The sequence below is a fragment of the Lactonifactor sp. BIOML-A5 genome, assembly GCF_009677585.1.
GTDB lineage: Bacteria > Bacillota > Clostridia > Lachnospirales > Lachnospiraceae > Lactonifactor.
Genome location: NZ_WKYV01000001.1, coordinates 5,001 through 21,133 on the forward strand (window position 1 = coordinate 5,001; position 16,133 = coordinate 21,133).

17 protein-coding genes (1 of these 17 only partly in view) are annotated in these 16,133 nt (G+C 46.6%); all 17 read right to left on the minus strand.

The genetic code is table 11. The annotated features are described in order from the left end of the window. Window positions 1-1,145, minus strand: the 5' portion of a protein-coding gene (radA, locus tag GKG41_RS00035) for a DNA repair protein RadA (RefSeq protein ID WP_154256241.1). The gene continues 217 nt to the left of window position 1, outside the view; 1,145 of the gene's 1,362 nt are visible here — the first part of the coding sequence; it begins with the start codon at window positions 1,143-1,145; its stop codon lies beyond the left edge, outside the window. Window positions 1,146-1,201: 56 nt separating this feature from the next. Continuing rightward, window positions 1,202-1,615, minus strand: a complete 414-nt coding sequence (locus GKG41_RS00040; RefSeq protein WP_072854260.1) for an endosialidase — start codon at window positions 1,613-1,615, stop codon at window positions 1,202-1,204. Between the two features lie 99 nt (window positions 1,616-1,714). Next, on the minus strand, window positions 1,715-4,177 hold the full coding sequence (locus GKG41_RS00045) for an ATP-dependent Clp protease ATP-binding subunit (RefSeq protein ID WP_154256243.1): 2,463 nt from the start codon (window positions 4,175-4,177) through the stop codon (window positions 1,715-1,717). Between the two features lie 14 nt (window positions 4,178-4,191). Continuing rightward, a complete protein-coding gene (locus tag GKG41_RS00050) occupies window positions 4,192-4,563 on the minus strand; it encodes a GntR family transcriptional regulator (RefSeq protein WP_072854258.1) in 372 nt (123 codons plus the stop codon). A gap of 153 nt (window positions 4,564-4,716) precedes the next feature. Continuing rightward, complete coding sequence (locus GKG41_RS00055) at window positions 4,717-6,117, minus strand: MATE family efflux transporter (protein WP_154256245.1); 1,401 nt, start codon at window positions 6,115-6,117, stop codon at window positions 4,717-4,719. Continuing rightward, entirely contained in the window at window positions 6,118-6,567 is a 450-nt protein-coding gene (locus GKG41_RS00060; protein ID WP_173015478.1) for a MarR family transcriptional regulator, read from the minus strand. A gap of 147 nt (window positions 6,568-6,714) precedes the next feature. Beyond that, window positions 6,715-7,953: a uroporphyrinogen decarboxylase family protein gene (locus GKG41_RS00065; protein ID WP_154256249.1), complete on the minus strand. Its 1,239-nt coding sequence runs from the start codon at window positions 7,951-7,953 to the stop codon at window positions 6,715-6,717. Window positions 7,954-8,143: 190 nt separating this feature from the next. Then, on the minus strand, window positions 8,144-8,662 hold the full coding sequence (locus tag GKG41_RS00070) for an O-acetyl-ADP-ribose deacetylase (RefSeq protein ID WP_199884579.1): 519 nt from the start codon (window positions 8,660-8,662) through the stop codon (window positions 8,144-8,146). Next, complete coding sequence (locus GKG41_RS00075; protein WP_154256523.1) at window positions 8,650-9,105, minus strand: MOSC domain-containing protein; 456 nt, start codon at window positions 9,103-9,105, stop codon at window positions 8,650-8,652. Before GKG41_RS00075 ends, GKG41_RS00070 begins: the two co-directional genes overlap by 13 nt. A gap of 11 nt (window positions 9,106-9,116) precedes the next feature. Beyond that, window positions 9,117-9,608, minus strand: coding sequence for a MogA/MoaB family molybdenum cofactor biosynthesis protein (locus GKG41_RS00080; RefSeq protein WP_154256251.1), 492 nt, complete (start codon window positions 9,606-9,608; stop codon window positions 9,117-9,119). Window positions 9,609-9,611: 3 nt separating this feature from the next. Continuing rightward, window positions 9,612-10,586 (minus strand): GTP 3',8-cyclase MoaA, encoded by a 975-nt coding sequence (moaA, locus tag GKG41_RS00085; RefSeq protein ID WP_154256253.1) that lies wholly within the window; start codon window positions 10,584-10,586, stop codon window positions 9,612-9,614. 33 nt (window positions 10,587-10,619) lie between these two features. Further along, window positions 10,620-11,093 carry a cyclic pyranopterin monophosphate synthase MoaC gene (gene moaC / locus GKG41_RS00090; protein WP_226903698.1) on the minus strand — a complete coding sequence of 158 codons (474 nt, stop codon included), beginning with the start codon at window positions 11,091-11,093 and terminating at the stop codon, window positions 10,620-10,622. A gap of 12 nt (window positions 11,094-11,105) precedes the next feature. Further along, entirely contained in the window at window positions 11,106-12,125 is a 1,020-nt protein-coding gene (locus tag GKG41_RS00095; protein ID WP_154256257.1) for a molybdopterin-binding protein, read from the minus strand. Between the two features lie 39 nt (window positions 12,126-12,164). Then, entirely contained in the window at window positions 12,165-13,196 is a 1,032-nt protein-coding gene (locus tag GKG41_RS00100) for an ATP-binding cassette domain-containing protein (protein WP_154256259.1), read from the minus strand. A gap of 1 nt (window position 13,197) precedes the next feature. Continuing rightward, window positions 13,198-13,896 (minus strand): molybdate ABC transporter permease subunit, encoded by a 699-nt coding sequence (modB, locus tag GKG41_RS00105; RefSeq protein ID WP_154256261.1) that lies wholly within the window; start codon window positions 13,894-13,896, stop codon window positions 13,198-13,200. A gap of 48 nt (window positions 13,897-13,944) precedes the next feature. Beyond that, window positions 13,945-14,817, minus strand: coding sequence for a molybdate ABC transporter substrate-binding protein (gene modA, locus GKG41_RS00110; RefSeq protein ID WP_154256263.1), 873 nt, complete (start codon window positions 14,815-14,817; stop codon window positions 13,945-13,947). Window positions 14,818-14,978: 161 nt separating this feature from the next. Continuing rightward, window positions 14,979-16,133 carry a M20 family metallopeptidase gene (locus GKG41_RS00115; RefSeq protein ID WP_154256265.1) on the minus strand — a complete coding sequence of 385 codons (1,155 nt, stop codon included), beginning with the start codon at window positions 16,131-16,133 and terminating at the stop codon, window positions 14,979-14,981.

The window sequence follows — 16,133 nt, forward strand, 5'->3', positions numbered from 1 at the left end:
TTTTTATAACTGGAAACAATAGAAAGCACAATTCCCAAATCAATTGCCGGCTCCCCCAGCTTCATGCCGCCCGCCAGATTCACATAGGCGTCACAGTTTCCCAGCTGAAGTCCTGCCCTTTTTTCCAGAACTGCCATCAAAAGATTTACCCTGTTATAATCAATTCCTACCGAGGTTCGTCTGGGAAGTCCGAAATTTGTCTGTGTCACCAAAGCCTGGATCTCGATAAGAATAGGTCTTGTCCCCTCCACAGAGCATACAACTACCGAGCCGGAGGCATCCAAAGGCCGGCCGCTCAGCATTACCTGGGAAGGGTTTTTGACCTCCTCCAGTCCTTTGTCCTGCATCTCAAACACTCCTATTTCGTTGGTAGATCCAAAGCGGTTCTTAACGCCCCGGAGCAGCCGGTAAGATGCATGGCGGTCTCCCTCAAAATAGAGGACCGTATCCACCATATGTTCTAAGACTCTGGGACCAGCAACATTCCCATCTTTGGTCACATGGCCTACAATAAAAATCATAACCCCAAGTCCCTTCGCAAGCTGCATCAGGACGTTTGTAGATTCCCGCACCTGAGATACGCTTCCCGGTGCGGAAGAGATCTCCTCATCATACATGGTTTGAATAGAGTCAATCATAACCACATCCGGACGCATTTCTTCAATGACAGCTTTGATGGTCCCCAGATTCGTCTCACACAGCAATTTTAAATTCTCGTTAAATTCCCCGATCCGTTTTGCCCTCATCTTGATTTGTCTCAGAGACTCTTCCCCGGAAATATACAGTACACTTCTCTGATCCTTTGACAGCTTCCGGCATACCTGTAAAAGAAGTGTTGACTTTCCAATCCCAGGATCTCCTCCCACGAGCACAAGAGAGCCTGGCACTATACCCCCTCCCAGTACCCGATCCAGCTCACCGATGTGCGTAAGCATCCTCTCTTCCTTATCCATATCTATCCCCGAAAGGCTGACCGGTGTCTGTTTTTCCTTCCGTGAGGCATACAAACTGCCACTCTTTTGAGGGCTGACTGTTTCCTCCACAAATGAATTCCATTCCCGGCATCCAGGGCATTGCCCCATCCATTTGGAGGATTCATATCCACAGTTTTGACAATAAAATACTATTTTTTTCCCTTTTGCCATATCTCACTCAATGAAAAAGGCCGCCCAGCTTTGCCGGCAGCCTTTTGCTACTCTTTCTATAATTTTACAATGGAGACAGCTACACGTTCTGCTTGCTCTAATTCAACACTAAAGGATAACTTTCCACCCAAATTAGTTTTCATGGTTCCTGCATCAACGCCGTCAATAGTAACTTTATATTCCGCGTCTTCTTCCAGTTCAACTGTAATCTGTGCGTCTACAGCCCCTTCAACCGAGAAAGACATACCATCTTCTGTCAGATTTAAATCATACACTGCTGTACCTGGTACTGATTCATAGACAAACATTTCATTTCTCTCTAGTTTTGTAATTTCACGAAAGGTTTTAACCTTGTACATATCTCCATCATGCTCATAATCTGATAATTTTGACTTCGAAGGTAACTCATAGTTTCCAAAACTGATAGTACCATTTTCCTCTGTACGAATTAATTCCTTTATTCCTGACATTTTTTATGCCCTCCCGTTACTGTCATTCATTTGTATCCTGTTGTCCGGATTCATACCGGTCTTTGTTTGATTCATTATATAATAATTTTAAAAATTATGCTAGTCATTTATAGGAGTTACTAAAAATTTAATATCTTCCTTTGACATGGAAACTGTAACCGTATCCCCGTTTTTAATTCTGCCTTCCAGAATCTCCTCTGCCATGGCATCCTCAATTTTGCTCTGGATGGCCCTGCGCAGGGGACGGGCTCCATACTTGGGATCGTACCCCTCTTTTGCTATATATTCCTTCACACTTTCCCTCACGCGGAGTGTAATATCCATCTGGGACTTACAGCGTTTTATCAGATTTGCCAGAAGTATGGTTACGATTTTCTTAATATGCTCCTTATTCAGGGCATGGAACACAATTGTCTCATCAATACGATTCAGGAATTCAGGTTTAAACAGACGCTTTACTTCATCCATTACTCCATCCTTCATCCTCTGGTAATCCTGTTTTTCATCCTGAACCGAAGCAAATCCCAGCTTCTTAGGTTCAATGATCGACTGCGCTCCGGCGTTGGAAGTCATAATGATGATGGTCTGTTTAAAGTCTATCTTTCTCCCCTGGGCATCTGTGATATGCCCATCGTCCAGCACCTGCAGAAGAATATTAAACACATCGGGGTGCGCCTTTTCCACCTCATCGAATAAAATTACGCTGTAAGGATTCCGCCTTACTTTTTCACTCAGCTGTCCTCCTTCGTCGTATCCCACATATCCCGGAGGAGATCCGATCATTTTGGATACACTGTGTTTCTCCATATACTCTGACATATCTACCCGGATCATAGCCTGTTCCGTACCAAAAACTGCCTCAGCCAGAGCCTTGGAAAGCTCTGTCTTACCCACACCCGTGGGTCCTAAAAACAGGAAAGAGCCTATGGGACGGTTTGGATCTTTTAATCCTACTCTTCCCCGTTTTACAGCTTTTGCAACCGCCAGTACTGCCTCTTCCTGGCCGATGACTCTTTTATGCAGAATATTTTCAAGCTTAGCTAACCGTTTTGATTCCGCCTCCGCCAGCTTCTTTACCGGTATCTTGGTCCAGCCGGATACGACATCTGCCACATCCTCTTCTTTTACTGTCAGCTTCTTCTGTCTGCAGCGGCGTTCATATCTTACCTTTGCTGCTTCCAGTCTCTTCTCTGTCTCCTTCTGTTCTGCCTGGAGTTCTCTGGCAGTATCAAAATCGTTCTCCTTGATGGCTGCCTCTTTTCGCTTGAGGATATCCTGAAGAGCTTTCTCCCCCTGTACCACGCCATCCGGTGCTTTATAACCTGCAAGCTGTACTTTAGACGCTGCCTCATCAATTAAATCAATGGCCTTATCCGGAAGGAAACGGTCATTAATATACCGGATGCTCATAGCTACCGCGGCTTCTACAGCCTGATCCTCAATCTCCACCCCGTGATGCTGTTCGTAATAAGGCTTTAGTCCCTTTAGAATGGCAACTGCTTCTTCGCTGGTTGGTTCATCTACCGTTACCGGCTGGAATCTCCGCTCCAAAGCCGCATCCTTTTCAATATATTTTCTGTATTCATCTATGGTAGTAGCGCCGATCAGCTGAATCTCACCTCTGGAAAGAGAAGGCTTCAGAATATTTGACGCATCCAGAGCTCCTTCAGCCCCCCCGGCTCCGATAATTGTATGAAGTTCATCAATGAACAGTAAGATCCCTTTATTCTCCATAACCTCACTGACTACTTTTTTAATCCGCTCCTCAAATTCTCCCCGGTACTTAGAGCCAGCCACCATACCTGAGAGATCAAGTACAACCACTCTTTTACCCAGCATGGATTCGGGTACCAGTCCCCAGACAATCCTCTGAGCCAGGCCCTCCGCTATAGCGGTTTTCCCCACACCAGGTTCTCCAATCAGGCAGGGGTTATTTTTCGTTCTTCTGCTCAGAATCTGAATGATTCGGCTGATCTCCTGCTCCCTGCCAATTACCGGATCCAATTTCCCCTGACGGGCCATTTCTGTTAGATCCCTGCTGTATTGATCCAGGGTAGGTGTTGCACTGCCGGCAGATGATTTGATCGTCTTTCCGCCCTGCAGATCTTCCTTCTTCAGAGTCCCCTCTTCCCCCATAGCCACCAGGATATCAGAATATAATTTCTGAATATTAATTCCCATTGTATGAAGAAGACGGGTGCCTACACAGTCATATTCTTTTAACATGGCCAGAAGGATATGTTCTGTTCCTACCTGATCACTATGGTAATTGGCTGCTTCCCTCTGTCCTCCCTCCAATATCTTCTCGAGTCTTGGTGTGTATCCCGGAGGAGTATCCAGCAGGATATCCGAGGGAGGAGCTATCAGCTTCTCAATTAATGCCATTACTTTTCCGTCATCAGCACCTGCTTCGGTGAGAACCATACCGGCGGTTCCGCTGTGACTCTTTAAAAGTCCCAATAGAAGATGTTCCGTTCCTATATAGTTATGATTGCAGTCCTTAGCTGTTTTTTCTGCAAGTTTTAAGGCATTCTTCGCCTGTTGAGTATATCGTTCTTTCATCTATGCCTCCTGCTCTATACTTGATATTCTTGAAAAATCTGATCAATCAGTTCATGTACTTCCTGTCTAGAGATATTTTTACAACAACCCTTTGCCAAGACAACCATTAATTCATCTTTCATCTCCTGCAGAGCCTGACGTTTATCAGCTTCTATAGAAACAACCGCGCCTCTCCTTCTGTCAATTGAGACAAAGCCTTCCTGTTTCAGTACAGCATAGGCTTTATTTACTGTATGCATATTAATTCCTATGTTTTCCGCTAACTGACGAACAGATGGAAGTGCCTCTCCTTCCTGTATTCTGGAAGTGGCGATCCCCAAAATAATCTGATTCCTCAATTGAATATATATGGCTTCATCACTGTTAAAATCAATTTGTATCAGCATATGCTCACCTGTCTTTCCTTTATCCCTGATTCCTGATGACGAAAGAAATTTGCGTCATGTTGTTATATATAGTGTAGCACAAATAGAATATTTTGCAAGAAAATAATGATAAATACATAATGAAAATACTGCCATGAAGAAAAAAAGAAGCGCCTACAGCGCTTCTCCTGTCAGAGTTTGATTTTGCTTTTGCGTCAGTTCCTTTAATTCCCGGACCAAAAACACGCCGCAGACAATTGCAGCCGCAGCATCCGCAATCGGACCTGCATACATGACCCCGTCAATTCCCATGAAGAGTGGGAAAATGATTATAAGGGGAAGCAGGAATATAATCTGCCTGGTAAGTGACATAAAGATTCCCAGCCTGGACTTGCCGATGGAGGTAAAAAAGTTAGAGGTCACCGGCTGAATCCCGTTCACAATCACCAGGAACATAAAGATTCTGAAGTACCGCTCTGAAAATGTGTAATACATCTCGCTGCCTTCTCCAAAGATTGAGATAATCTGTCTGGGAAATATCTGAAAGCACAGAAATGCCAGAAAAGACAGCACTGTAGCTGTGCAGACTGCCAGCAGATACGTCTTCTTCACCCGGCCGTATTTTCTGGCTCCGTAATTAAAGCCTACAATCGGCTGTGTTCCCTGGGAAATCCCAATGATAATTGCCATAAATACCATATTTACCTTTGTAATAATACCTGCACAGGCCAAAGGAATCTCGCCGCCGTACACAGACTGGGCGCCATAGTAAGATAGTGTATTATTCATTACTATCTGCACAATGGTCATTGCAATCTGATTAAAGCACGCGCTGGCCCCCAAAGCAAATATGTGTCGGCAGCAGAATTGGCTCAGGTGAAAACTCTCTCTGGTCAGCTTAACATGCCTGAAGTGAAATACATAGCGAAGACTGATACAAAAGGAAATAATCTGTCCAATGATGGTTGCCAGTGCAGCTCCCGCCATCCCCATATCCAGTCCAAAGATAAAGATAGGATCCAGAATCGTATTAATAACCGCTCCTACAAGCATAGACATCATGGAATATTTTGGACTGCCATCAGCCAGTATCAGTTTGCTGATGGCAGTATTGGCAATTAGAAAAGGGAATCCAATAGAAGTTATCCTGGTATAAGTCCGGGCATAGGGAAGCACATCGCTGGTAGCACCAAAGAACTTCAGCATGGGAGTCAAAAATACAGTTACCAGAACAAATAATGTAAGTCCGAAAATTGCCATAAGAACCATAGCATTCCCTGCCGACCGTGCGGCACGCTTCTCCTCCTCAGCTCCCAGCTCCAAAGAAAAATTAGATGCCCCGCCAATGCCAAGGAGCAGGGCAATGGCTGTACATGTGGTAGACAAAGGAAATGCAATGTTGGTAGCAGCATTTCCCAGCATTCCCACACCCTGCCCTATGAAAATCTGATCCACAATATTATACAGCGCCGTCACCAGCATAGAGATAATACAGGGAACGGCAAAATTTATAAGCAGTTTGGATTCCTTCTGATAGCCCAAAGGATTATCTGCTTCCTGCGTCACTGGTTTCATCTACATCTCCTCCAATCGTTCTTTTTCATCCTGATTCATCTGAAATGCCTTTTCTGCCGTTTTCCGCAGAAGCGCCGGCAGGATTTCCTTCTCTCCGGTGGTTAACGGTGCCAAAACCTCCTCCACACATTCCATAAGAATGGACAGAATCTCGTCATAACTGGCCATAGCCTTTTCTGTGGGAAAAAGATGATAAGTTCTCTTATCCTCCCTGCTGGGTTTTCTTTCGATATATCCTTTCCCCTCCAGCTGGGCCAGTGCCCTTGTAATGTTGCTGGGATTCCGGTAAACATTCTGAAACACACAATCCTGTGTCATCCCCGGGGATTCACATACTTTTAAGATATAAAAGAACTGGCTGCTGTTAATCTCAAATTTCGCCAGCTTTTTATCCAGGTAACCGCTCAGGCCTAAATTTAAAATAGCAGACCATTTTACGAATTCTCTCATACATAGCTCCTTTGGAATTTCTGCCGCTAATGTGTTTGCGCACGCAAATATCATAAAACATATTGGTATAAATGTCAAGGGACAGGGCGGATCGATTTTGAAAAATCGATCTGCCCTGCCCCCAATTACAGTATCAGGTGAAGTGTATTAATATTTTCCCAATTCTCTGGTTGTATTCACCCATGCCTCCATATTTTCTTTGTTGGCTTCATCTAAAACGATGGAGCAATCCATGATAAAACCGCCCCCAGGTGCACAGATATCAAGTAGCTTTTTTGTTTCTTCAATCACCCGCTCTTTTTTTCCATATGCCAGCAGCGCATTGGGCAGATTTCCGCAGATGCAGGCGGTTTGTCCTACTATCCTCTTTGCCTCTGCTATGTCTACCTCTTCGAACATATAAATAACTTTTCCTTTTGGCACATCGCTGATAATATCCAGTCTGCGGTTATATTTACCCTCGCAGAACACATATGGGGTGACGCCGATGTCTATGAGCGCCATCATAAGAGCCTTTAATCCCGGCCAGTAGAATTTTTTGTAATTATCCGGGCTCATAAATTCGTCAATACCGCCGTGAAGAGGGATAAACATGTATTCCAGGTTATTCGCCTTTGCTGTGTTTACTGCATTATGAATGCAGATTGGCGTCATATACTCCACCGCCGCCAACAGTTCGTCCGGATAATCATACACATCGTTAATTGTATTCAGGAAGCCTCTGATATTATCCCCAAACATATCAAACGGACAAGTCTGAGCCCCGGCTGCTCCCAGGGGGAACCCCAGCTTTGCAATCTCCCCGGTAATATAACCAAGTCCTCCCAGCCATCTGGCCGCTGCCTCCCCGCCCCGCTTTAACGTTTCCAGCGCTGTCTGCACCTCCGGGTCCGCAAAATTTGATAATTCAATATAAAGAGAATATTCCACAGGATTGTTGAATCTCAGTTTGGACAGTCCCTTTAGTCCATCAAACTTTCTGGGGTATACCTTAGTCAGGAAAAAATGAGTGGGATCGTGTAAAAATTCTTTGTACTCCTCGTCCATTAAATAGCATTTATCGTGTATCTGAAAAGACGCGTTCAGAGGGAGTCCGCTGTTAGGACCGGGACATTTTAAGTATGTACTCTGCATCAATTCCGGGGGATCCGCGGGGTACAGAACCGGCGCCCATGCAAGATCCGGTGAGAAATCTTCCAGAAATCCTTTCACTCCTGGCCAGATGTTCCGGATATCTTTCATAGCATCATAGATAGAGATGTCGTATCCTCTCGCATAGTAATTCCCAATCTTTGGCGCAAAGGGCACGCGGTCAGGTTCCTCCAGATTCAGTACCTTTTTGATGCGCTCCTCTCTCTGCACCAGTGTAGATTCATAACTACCCATAACATTCCTCCTTTGAACGTGAAAGAAACTTCCCTTTTCCGCAACGGGATAAGTTCCTCTCCTCCCTAAAAAAGGCGGAACCACTAAGTTCCGCCATCCGCAAGTTTCTATATCTTTATAGTATAATACCAAAACTATTTTGTCAAATAATTTTTCTATTCGTTTTTATCCTATAATTCATTGAATTTTACTATTTTGTCAGTCTTTTTATTTCTTCATAAATATGCAAATCCCGGGAGCTAAAACAGACAAAAATCACCTGTTTTATGCCGCAGCCCGGATGCGCCTTAAGAAATTCAGTTACCGCAGAAAAAGCAATCTCTGCTGCCTCCCTTATGGGATACCCATAGATTCCCGTAGAAATGGCGGGAAACGCTATGCTCTGACAGCCGGCCTCCATCGCTCTTTGCATGGAATTAATATAGCAATTTTTTAAGATCACAGACTCATTGCTTTTCCCGTCCCGATATATAGGGCCCGGTGTATGGATTACATGTGCAGCCAGTAGCTTATATCCTCCGGTGATCTTTGCCTCTCCCGCTGCACACCCGTTAAGCTTCCTGCACTCTTCCAGAAGGCCGGGGCCTGCTTTTCTGTGTATAGCTCCATCCACCCCGCCGCCGCCCAGCAGGCTCGTATTCGCAGCATTGACAATAGCATCCACCTTCAGCTCAGTGATATCTCCCTGCATAATCTCTATTTGTCCCAAATATCTCCATCCTCCTTGACAATACGCATCTCATCCCCCTGAGAAATCCTGCCGCCGTGAATCACCCTGGTAAATACCCCTTCTCTGGGCATAATGCAGTCCCCCATAATCTTATAAATTTCACAGCCGCTGTGGCACTCCTTGCCAATCTGCGTAAGCTCCAGCACCACATCATTGCATTGAAATCTTGTTCCTATGGGCAGATTTTTGAAGTCAAATCCCTCCACAATCAGATTCTCCCCAAATGCTCCGTCTTCCACCAGAGCCCCTTTGCCTTTAAACTCCTCGATTTTCTCAAATGACAAAAGGCTCACCTGCCGATGCCACTTCCCTGCATGAGCATCGTTCTCAATCCCATAGTCCTCCAGCACGTTTACGGTATGTACATTATGTTTCTGCGTCCCTTTTTTCTCACTGATATTCGTTGCCATTACTCTACCCATCATACCCCTCCTCATGTTCGGGCACAATTGGAGACTTCTCCTGCAAGAATCTCCAACCCGTGTTCCAGCTCCGATATAATATATTCCAGACATTCTCTCACTGCCTTAGGACTGCCGGGAAGATTTATAATCAGCGTGTTCCTGCGTATCCCTGCCGACTGCCTGCTCAGCATTGCCCGCTTGGTAAACTGCAGGCTGTAAAATCTCATTGCTTCCGGTATCCCCGGCACTTCACGCTCTATCACCGCCTTTGTGGCTTCCGGCATACAGTCTCTGGGCGAGAATCCCGTCCCCCCTGTCGTCAGTATCAAATCCGCAATTCCCTCATCTGATAGATAGGCCAGCTCCCGGCTGAGGCGCTCCTGCTCGTCCGGAAGAAGCACCGTGTGAACAATCTGATATCCGTTCCGTTCGGCAATTTCCTTTATCACTCTTCCGCTTTTATCTTCCCGTGTCCCCTCATACCCGGAGTCACTGGCTACTACAATCGCAACTCGTTTCATACTCTATCCTCCTATCTGCCACATCATACGGCCATCCTCCTCCTGTATCTCAGGATCTGCAAAATGGTGTTCCCTGGGCTTCTCCAGGATGGCCTTCGACATCTCCTCCTGAAGCTCTTCATCCGTTGCCCCTGCCCTCAATAGTCTTCTGAGATCCCTTCCCGTATCATATTGAAGGCAGGTTTTTAGAAATCCCTGAGAGGTAAGGCGTACCCGGTTGCACTCACTGCAGAATTTGTGGCTGACTGCGCTGATAAATCCTATGCTGCCTCTAAATTTCTCAGGCTTATAATAGCAGGCAGGCCCATTTCCCAGGGTTTCGCACACCGGGTACATGATTCCGTATGCCTCAGTCAGTTGCTTCATAATCTCATCCTGTGTCAGACATCTATACTGTTTTCCATAGCCGATAGGCATCATCTCAATAAATCTCACATGGATCCTGTTCTCTCTGGCCAAGTCAGCCAATTTCTGGATTTCCTGGCCCGGGATCCCCAGTGGGACACAATTTACTTTCAGAGATATATCCGGATATTTCAGAGCTTCCTCAATTCCCTCCATTACCTGTTCCAATACATCTCTTCTGGTTATCTCCCGGAACACACCGGAAGATAGGGTATCCAAACTGACATTCACTCCGGATATCCCGGCCTGCACCAAAGGGCCTATGAATTCTTTTAAAAGTACGCCGTTACTAGTAAGAGTTATCTCTTCCAATCCTTCGATCCGCTTCAGCTGTTTTACCAGTTCCTTCAGGTCTTTTCTTACCAACGGTTCACCCCCGGTAAGCTTAACCTTTTTAACCCCCAGCCTGACCAGAATGCGGCAGATTTTCTCAATCTCTTCATAACTCAGGACATCTCTGTGATCTGCCAGTGCAACCCCGTCCTCAGGCATACAGTAGATGCATCTGAGATTGCACCGGTCTGTCACAGAGATACGAATATAATCTATATTTCTTCCATAACTGTCAATCATACTATTACTCCATTCTCAGCTGAGGCATTCCCATCAGTATTGAAAGTCTCCAGATTTGCCACCTTTTTTCTCTACCAGGTGAATATCCGTCAGTTTCATACGTTTATCTATGGCTTTGCACATATCATAAATCGTCAGAAGAGCAATGGTAGCCCCGGTCAGTGCCTCCATCTCCACCCCGGTCTTCCCCTCTGCCTTCACGGTACAGACTGCTTTTACACAGGAATTCTCTTCCTCCGTTTTAAAGTCTACCTGTGCCTTCTGAATGAGAAGCGTATGGCACATGGGAATCAGCCCGGCCGTCTGCTTTACAGCCATAATCCCTGCGACTCTGGCAACCCCCAGCACATCCCCTTTTTTGGAAGTCCCCTGCAAAATTGCCTGTATTACTTCCGGACTTGCGCAGATAGTTCCCTCTGCAGTAGCGGTTCTACATGTTATTTCCTTTTCTCCCACATCTACCATAACAGCATTTCCGGAAGCGTCAAAATGAGTTAATTTTTTCATGCCAACCATCCTCTACTTTCCGAATCCACAATTAGGAAAGGTACAGACTTCACAGGACAGACAAAGTCCTCCTTCCCCCATAGAAGCAAACTCTTCGGCAGTCATCCTGTCATCAGCCATAATTCTGGGCAGCGCCAGATCAAAAATCGTTCTTTTTGCATACATGACACAGCCGGGAAGACCTACTATTGGAATTCTGTCCGCATAATAGGCAAGAAGAAACATAGCACCCGGGAGCACCGGCGCTCCATAGGTCACTATACTGGCTCCTGTATTCTTAATCGCCAGCGGCGTCTGATCGTCCGGATCCACGCTCATACCCCCTGTGCAGAGAATAAAGTCAGCGCCTCTGTCTATCTGTCTCAGGATTTCTTTCGTAGTCTCCTCCGGATTATCATCTAAAATCTTTTGTTCCACAATCTCTGCCTGATACTCCTCCAGCTTCTGACAGACTACAGGGGTAAATGTATCCTGAATCCGCCCGTGAAAGATTTCGCTGCCGGTAGCCAATATGGCAGCCTTTTTCTTCTTAAAGGGAAGAATCCGGAACACAGGTTCCTCTCCCCCTGCTGCCTTTGCCGCATCCATCTTTTCCTTCTGGATCACCAGGGGGATCACACGCATCCCCGCCAGCTTATCTCCTTTATGCACCACGGTATTGCCATGCCTGGCAGCAATTGCAATTTCCCCCAGGCCATTGAGCATGTTTAATTTCCTGCTGTCTATCTTCAAAAGCCCTTCTGTCTCTGCGATGAGTTCAATCTTCCCCTCTTTAGGAGCCGTTGCTTTCATACAGGAGCCCTGGCAGATTTCTCTTAGAATCTCCGCCGCCTCATCTTCATGAAGCATGCCCTCTGTTTTTTCCCAGACAAAGAGATTTTCTTTCCCCACAGAAAGCAGGACCGGGATATCCTCCCTGGTAACCACGTGCCCTTTCCGAAACACAGCATCCTTAGTAACTCCTTTTATAATCTGCGTAATGTCATGGCAAAGCACATGACCTACGGCATCTTCCGTTCGTATTCTCTTCATGGTATCCTCCCTGTCTCTCTTAACTTTACTTTATTCTATCTATTTTAACAGCATCAGCTCCTCTTTGGGAAGGGAAATATACGGCGAAGGCCGTATTCCGTCCTTTTTGGCCACCAGCCACCAAATACACTCTCCCCCCTCTGCATTTCTCACAATATAGTGATATTCAAAGGGTGCATCCACGCAGTCGCAGACTTCTATCTCCATACAGTTCTCTTCGGTTCTCTGCTGTACGGGTTCTATGTAATGTCCTCTGATGCCTACATATCTAATTTCTTCTGTTACCGGCTTCCCGGTAACCAGATGCATCTTCCAATCTCTGGCATAAATCTCGTATTCCCCTGTTCTTTCTGCCCTGGATATATTCTTGCAGCCCGTAAGCCTGGCAGCCTCCACATACCCCGGATTCAAAAAAATCCCTTTGGTATCTCCGGTAAGCAGAGATCTGCCCTGATGAATAATCGTCAGCTCCCTGGAAAATTTATATAATTCGTCCCTGCTGTGGGAAACCACAAGAACCTCCCCGGGAAACCGCTTTAAAATCTTTTGCACCTCGTGCTGGAGGACATCCTTTAAGTAGCCGTCCAGTGCGGAAAATGGCTCATCCAGCATAATCATTCTGGGATTGGTGATCAGCATCCTGGCCAGAGCTGCTCTCTGCTGCTGTCCCCCTGACAGCTGTGCGGGAAGCTGTTTTTCCAGGCCCTCCAGATGGAACGTCTGAATCTGTTCTCTCACTTTCCTCTTTTTCTCCTCTTTTTTCCCTTTCAGCACACATGCCAGATTCTCTTCCACAGACATTGTTGGAAATAAAGCATAATTCTGGAACAGATAACCGATATTCCTCTCCTGGGGTCTGAGATTTATTTTCTTTTCTGAGTCAAAAAATACTTTTCCGTCCAGAGCTATCCTTCCCTCATCCGGTGCCACAATTCCCGCAATGCACTTCAATGTCATACTTTTTCCACAGCCTGATGCACCAAGTATCCCCATGCAGCTGTGGTCGCACGCGAACTCCACGTCCAGGCAGAAGCCCGGAAACTGCCTCTTAATTCTAACCTCAAGCGCCATATTAGATCCACCTGTTTACATTTTTTATCTTTTTTCCTGAAATCCCGTTAATAATTGCCACGATCAGGAATGAAATAATCACAATCACACACACCCAGAAAGCTGCGGTATCCCAGTTTCCGGAAGCCACCTCCGAGGCAATGGCCACGGATACTGTCCGGGTTTTGCCAAGGATATTGCCGGCCAGCATGGAAGTCGCCCCGTACTCCCCAATGGCCCTGGCAAATGCGAGCACAGTTCCGGAAGCAAGTCCCGGACCGGCTACAGGTACGATTACTTTCCAGAAAATCCTCCGCTCCGTCATCCCCAGGGTTCTCCCTGCATATATAATGTTCACGTCTACCTGTTCAAAGGCTGCTCTGGCATTGCGGTACATCAATGGAAATGCAATCACAAAGGCCGCAATTACGCAGCCAGGCCAGGTCTGCACCATCTTGATATCAAACTCCGTCAGTAGAAATTTGCCAAAAGGCCTTCTCAGACTAAAGATTAACAGCAGAAAAAAGCCTGCAACGGTAGGCGGAAGAACCAGGGGCAGTGTCAGAATGCCGTCCAGTACGGCCTTCGCTGTATTATTCAATTTCATAATTCCCCTGGCAGCTCCAATACCCAGGAAAAAAGCTAAGATTGTCGCCACTACCCCCGTTTTCAGAGATATAAAAAGAGGGCTCCAATCTATTGTCTCCAGTATTGAAAGCATAGACTCACCCCCTTTATTCTCTGCGTACTTCCCCTATGGTTACGTATATTATTCAGAATATGGTGTAAATCCAGCACTTTGAAAACTGGACATAACAGTTCCGTCCGTGGTCAGATAGTCCAGGAACTCTTTTGCAGCGGTCTTCTCCCCATCGTCCGCCTGCTCATCCTTTACCAGACCTATGGGGTATACCGCCGGCTCCACCTGATCCGCCCCTGCCTCGCAGATAACTTCCACATTGTCAGGCATGGATGCGGCATCTGTTTTGTATACCACACCTACTTCATTGCTGCCCTCAGCTACTGCTGTTAGAACTGCCGTCACGTTCGCTCCCTCATTGATCTCCATGGCCATTACCTGATCCAGATTTCCCAGATTGGTAAACAACTCACGGGCATACTGACCTACCGGTACATCCTCTCCGGCCAGTGCCAGACTGGATGCTTCCGTGATCGTATCAAATCCCGTCACTTTAGTCTCTCCCCCTGCAGGCTTGATTAGAACAAGCTTATTTTCCAGAAAGTTCTTCACGCTTCCCTCCTCAATCAGCCCTTCCTCATTCAGCGCATCCATTTGCTTGGTTGCCGCAGAGAAAAAGATATCGCACTGCGCCCCTTCTTCAATTTGCTTTTGTAAAGTGCCGGAACTGTCCGCATTATAGATAATATTAACATTTTCATGTTCCTTTTCATACGCAGTCTTGATCTCTTCCATTGTGTTTTTCAGACTGGCTGCTATAAAAACATAGATATCCGTGGGTTCAGACTTTGCTTCTTCTGCTTTCTCTTCTTCCCCTGCAGGCGCCCCCATCTTCTCTGTTTCCTTTGTCTGGGTCTCCTCCTGCTTTTTGTCCCCGCAGCCTGCCAGCACACCAGCCCCCATAGCTACCGTAAGAATCATTGCTAATACCTTCCTTTTCATCCTAAAACCTCCCAAATTTTCTTTTCTCCATCTTAATCCTTTTTGGACCGAGTGTCAAATAAAAATAACTCGCTTTTGCAATTTCACTACAAAAGGCACAGAAATCATTCTCTCTAAAATGATCTCTGTGCCCCACAGTTCTGCAAACCGTATCCTATCAACTATAACAATATTTTCTCAGCCAGTGCTTTCAATACCCCCTCACATCTGTACAGATCAGCGCAAGGAACATATTCGTCCGGCTTGTGTGCCATCTCCAGACTGCCCGGACCGTAAGACATACAATTGCAGCCTCCTGTCATCCCTGCAATCACCGCAGTATCTGTATATCCGGGGAAGGCAGTCACCTTGGCAGGCGCCCCTGTCTTTTCGCTGCACACTTCCCGCAAAGTCTTGAGAAGTGCCGATTGTTCCTCCATCTCAATATACGGACGGTCCCCGGTAACCTTATACGATACCCTTGCACCAGGTACCTCTTTTTCGGCCTTTTTCACAGACTCTTCCACCATAGAAACCGCCGCTTTCCGATCAATGGGCGGCGACAGCCGCATATCCACCCACATGCGGCATCTATCCGGCACCACATAAGGACGGTACCCACCCTGAATCTGACCGAATGTTACCGTACTGGGGCCCAGATACCCGTGTACCGGGCAGACATTTATCTGCTTCCTGAGAGATGCTGTAAATTCTGCCATAGCCGCCACAGCATCCGCCCCCTTCCAGGGCGTACTGGCATGGGCTGTGATTCCCTCCGCCAAAATCTCCATCCACAATCTTCCCTTGTGAGCCGCCTGTATCTCTCCATTAGTAGGCTCCATGTCCAGTACCCAGCTCTCACGGTCTACCCACCCGGCTTCCACAACGGCTTCCGCCCCTTTCATATTCTCCTCTTCATCCACGGTAAAAATAAGGGAAAAGGGGTGCCTGAGCGCTGTCTGTTTGTCGGCTATATACTTGAATGCAGAGATTGCACAGGCCATACCGCCCTTCATATCGCAGGCTCCTCTCCCATAGATCCGATCATTTTGCAGTTCTCCACCTAAGGGATCTGCCGTCCACCCTTCGCCGATGACTACGGTATCCATATGACAGATATATACCAGTTGGGGAGTCTCCTCTTGTCCCGGCAGACGCATCCTGAGATTATACCTGCCCGGCAAAACCTCTGTTGCGGTTGCTTCTGCCCCCGTATTTCTGAGAAACCATGTGATATATTCTCCTATATTTCCTTCCTGTTCTCCGGGATTGGTGCTGTCTATTTTCACCAGCTCCCGGGTAAGCTCAGCTACATCCATACGCTCCCTGTGTTCCAT

Coding starts and splice junctions, on each gene's coding strand:
- GKG41_RS00040 (WP_072854260.1), bottom strand. CDS start 1,615: ATGTCAGGAATAAAGGAATTAATTCGTACAGAGGAAAATGGTACTATC.
- GKG41_RS00045 (WP_154256243.1), bottom strand. CDS start 4,177: ATGAAAGAACGATATACTCAACAGGCGAAGAATGCCTTAAAACTTGCA.
- GKG41_RS00050 (WP_072854258.1), bottom strand. CDS start 4,563: ATGCTGATACAAATTGATTTTAACAGTGATGAAGCCATATATATTCAA.
- GKG41_RS00055 (WP_154256245.1), bottom strand. CDS start 6,117: ATGAAACCAGTGACGCAGGAAGCAGATAATCCTTTGGGCTATCAGAAG.
- GKG41_RS00060 (WP_173015478.1), bottom strand. CDS start 6,567: ATGAGAGAATTCGTAAAATGGTCTGCTATTTTAAATTTAGGCCTGAGC.
- GKG41_RS00065 (WP_154256249.1), bottom strand. CDS start 7,953: ATGGGTAGTTATGAATCTACACTGGTGCAGAGAGAGGAGCGCATCAAA.
- GKG41_RS00075 (WP_154256523.1), bottom strand. CDS start 9,105: ATGGGTAGAGTAATGGCAACGAATATCAGTGAGAAAAAAGGGACGCAG.
- GKG41_RS00080 (WP_154256251.1), bottom strand. CDS start 9,608: ATGAAACGAGTTGCGATTGTAGTAGCCAGTGACTCCGGGTATGAGGGG.
- moaA (WP_154256253.1), bottom strand. CDS start 10,586: ATGATTGACAGTTATGGAAGAAATATAGATTATATTCGTATCTCTGTG.
- moaC (WP_226903698.1), bottom strand. CDS start 11,093: ATGAAAAAATTAACTCATTTTGACGCTTCCGGAAATGCTGTTATGGTA.
- GKG41_RS00095 (WP_154256257.1), bottom strand. CDS start 12,125: ATGAAGAGAATACGAACGGAAGATGCCGTAGGTCATGTGCTTTGCCAT.
- GKG41_RS00100 (WP_154256259.1), bottom strand. CDS start 13,196: ATGGCGCTTGAGGTTAGAATTAAGAGGCAGTTTCCGGGCTTCTGCCTG.
- modB (WP_154256261.1), bottom strand. CDS start 13,896: ATGCTTTCAATACTGGAGACAATAGATTGGAGCCCTCTTTTTATATCT.
- modA (WP_154256263.1), bottom strand. CDS start 14,817: ATGAAAAGGAAGGTATTAGCAATGATTCTTACGGTAGCTATGGGGGCT.
- GKG41_RS00115 (WP_154256265.1), bottom strand. CDS start 16,133: ATGGAACACAGGGAGCGTATGGATGTAGCTGAGCTTACCCGGGAGCTG.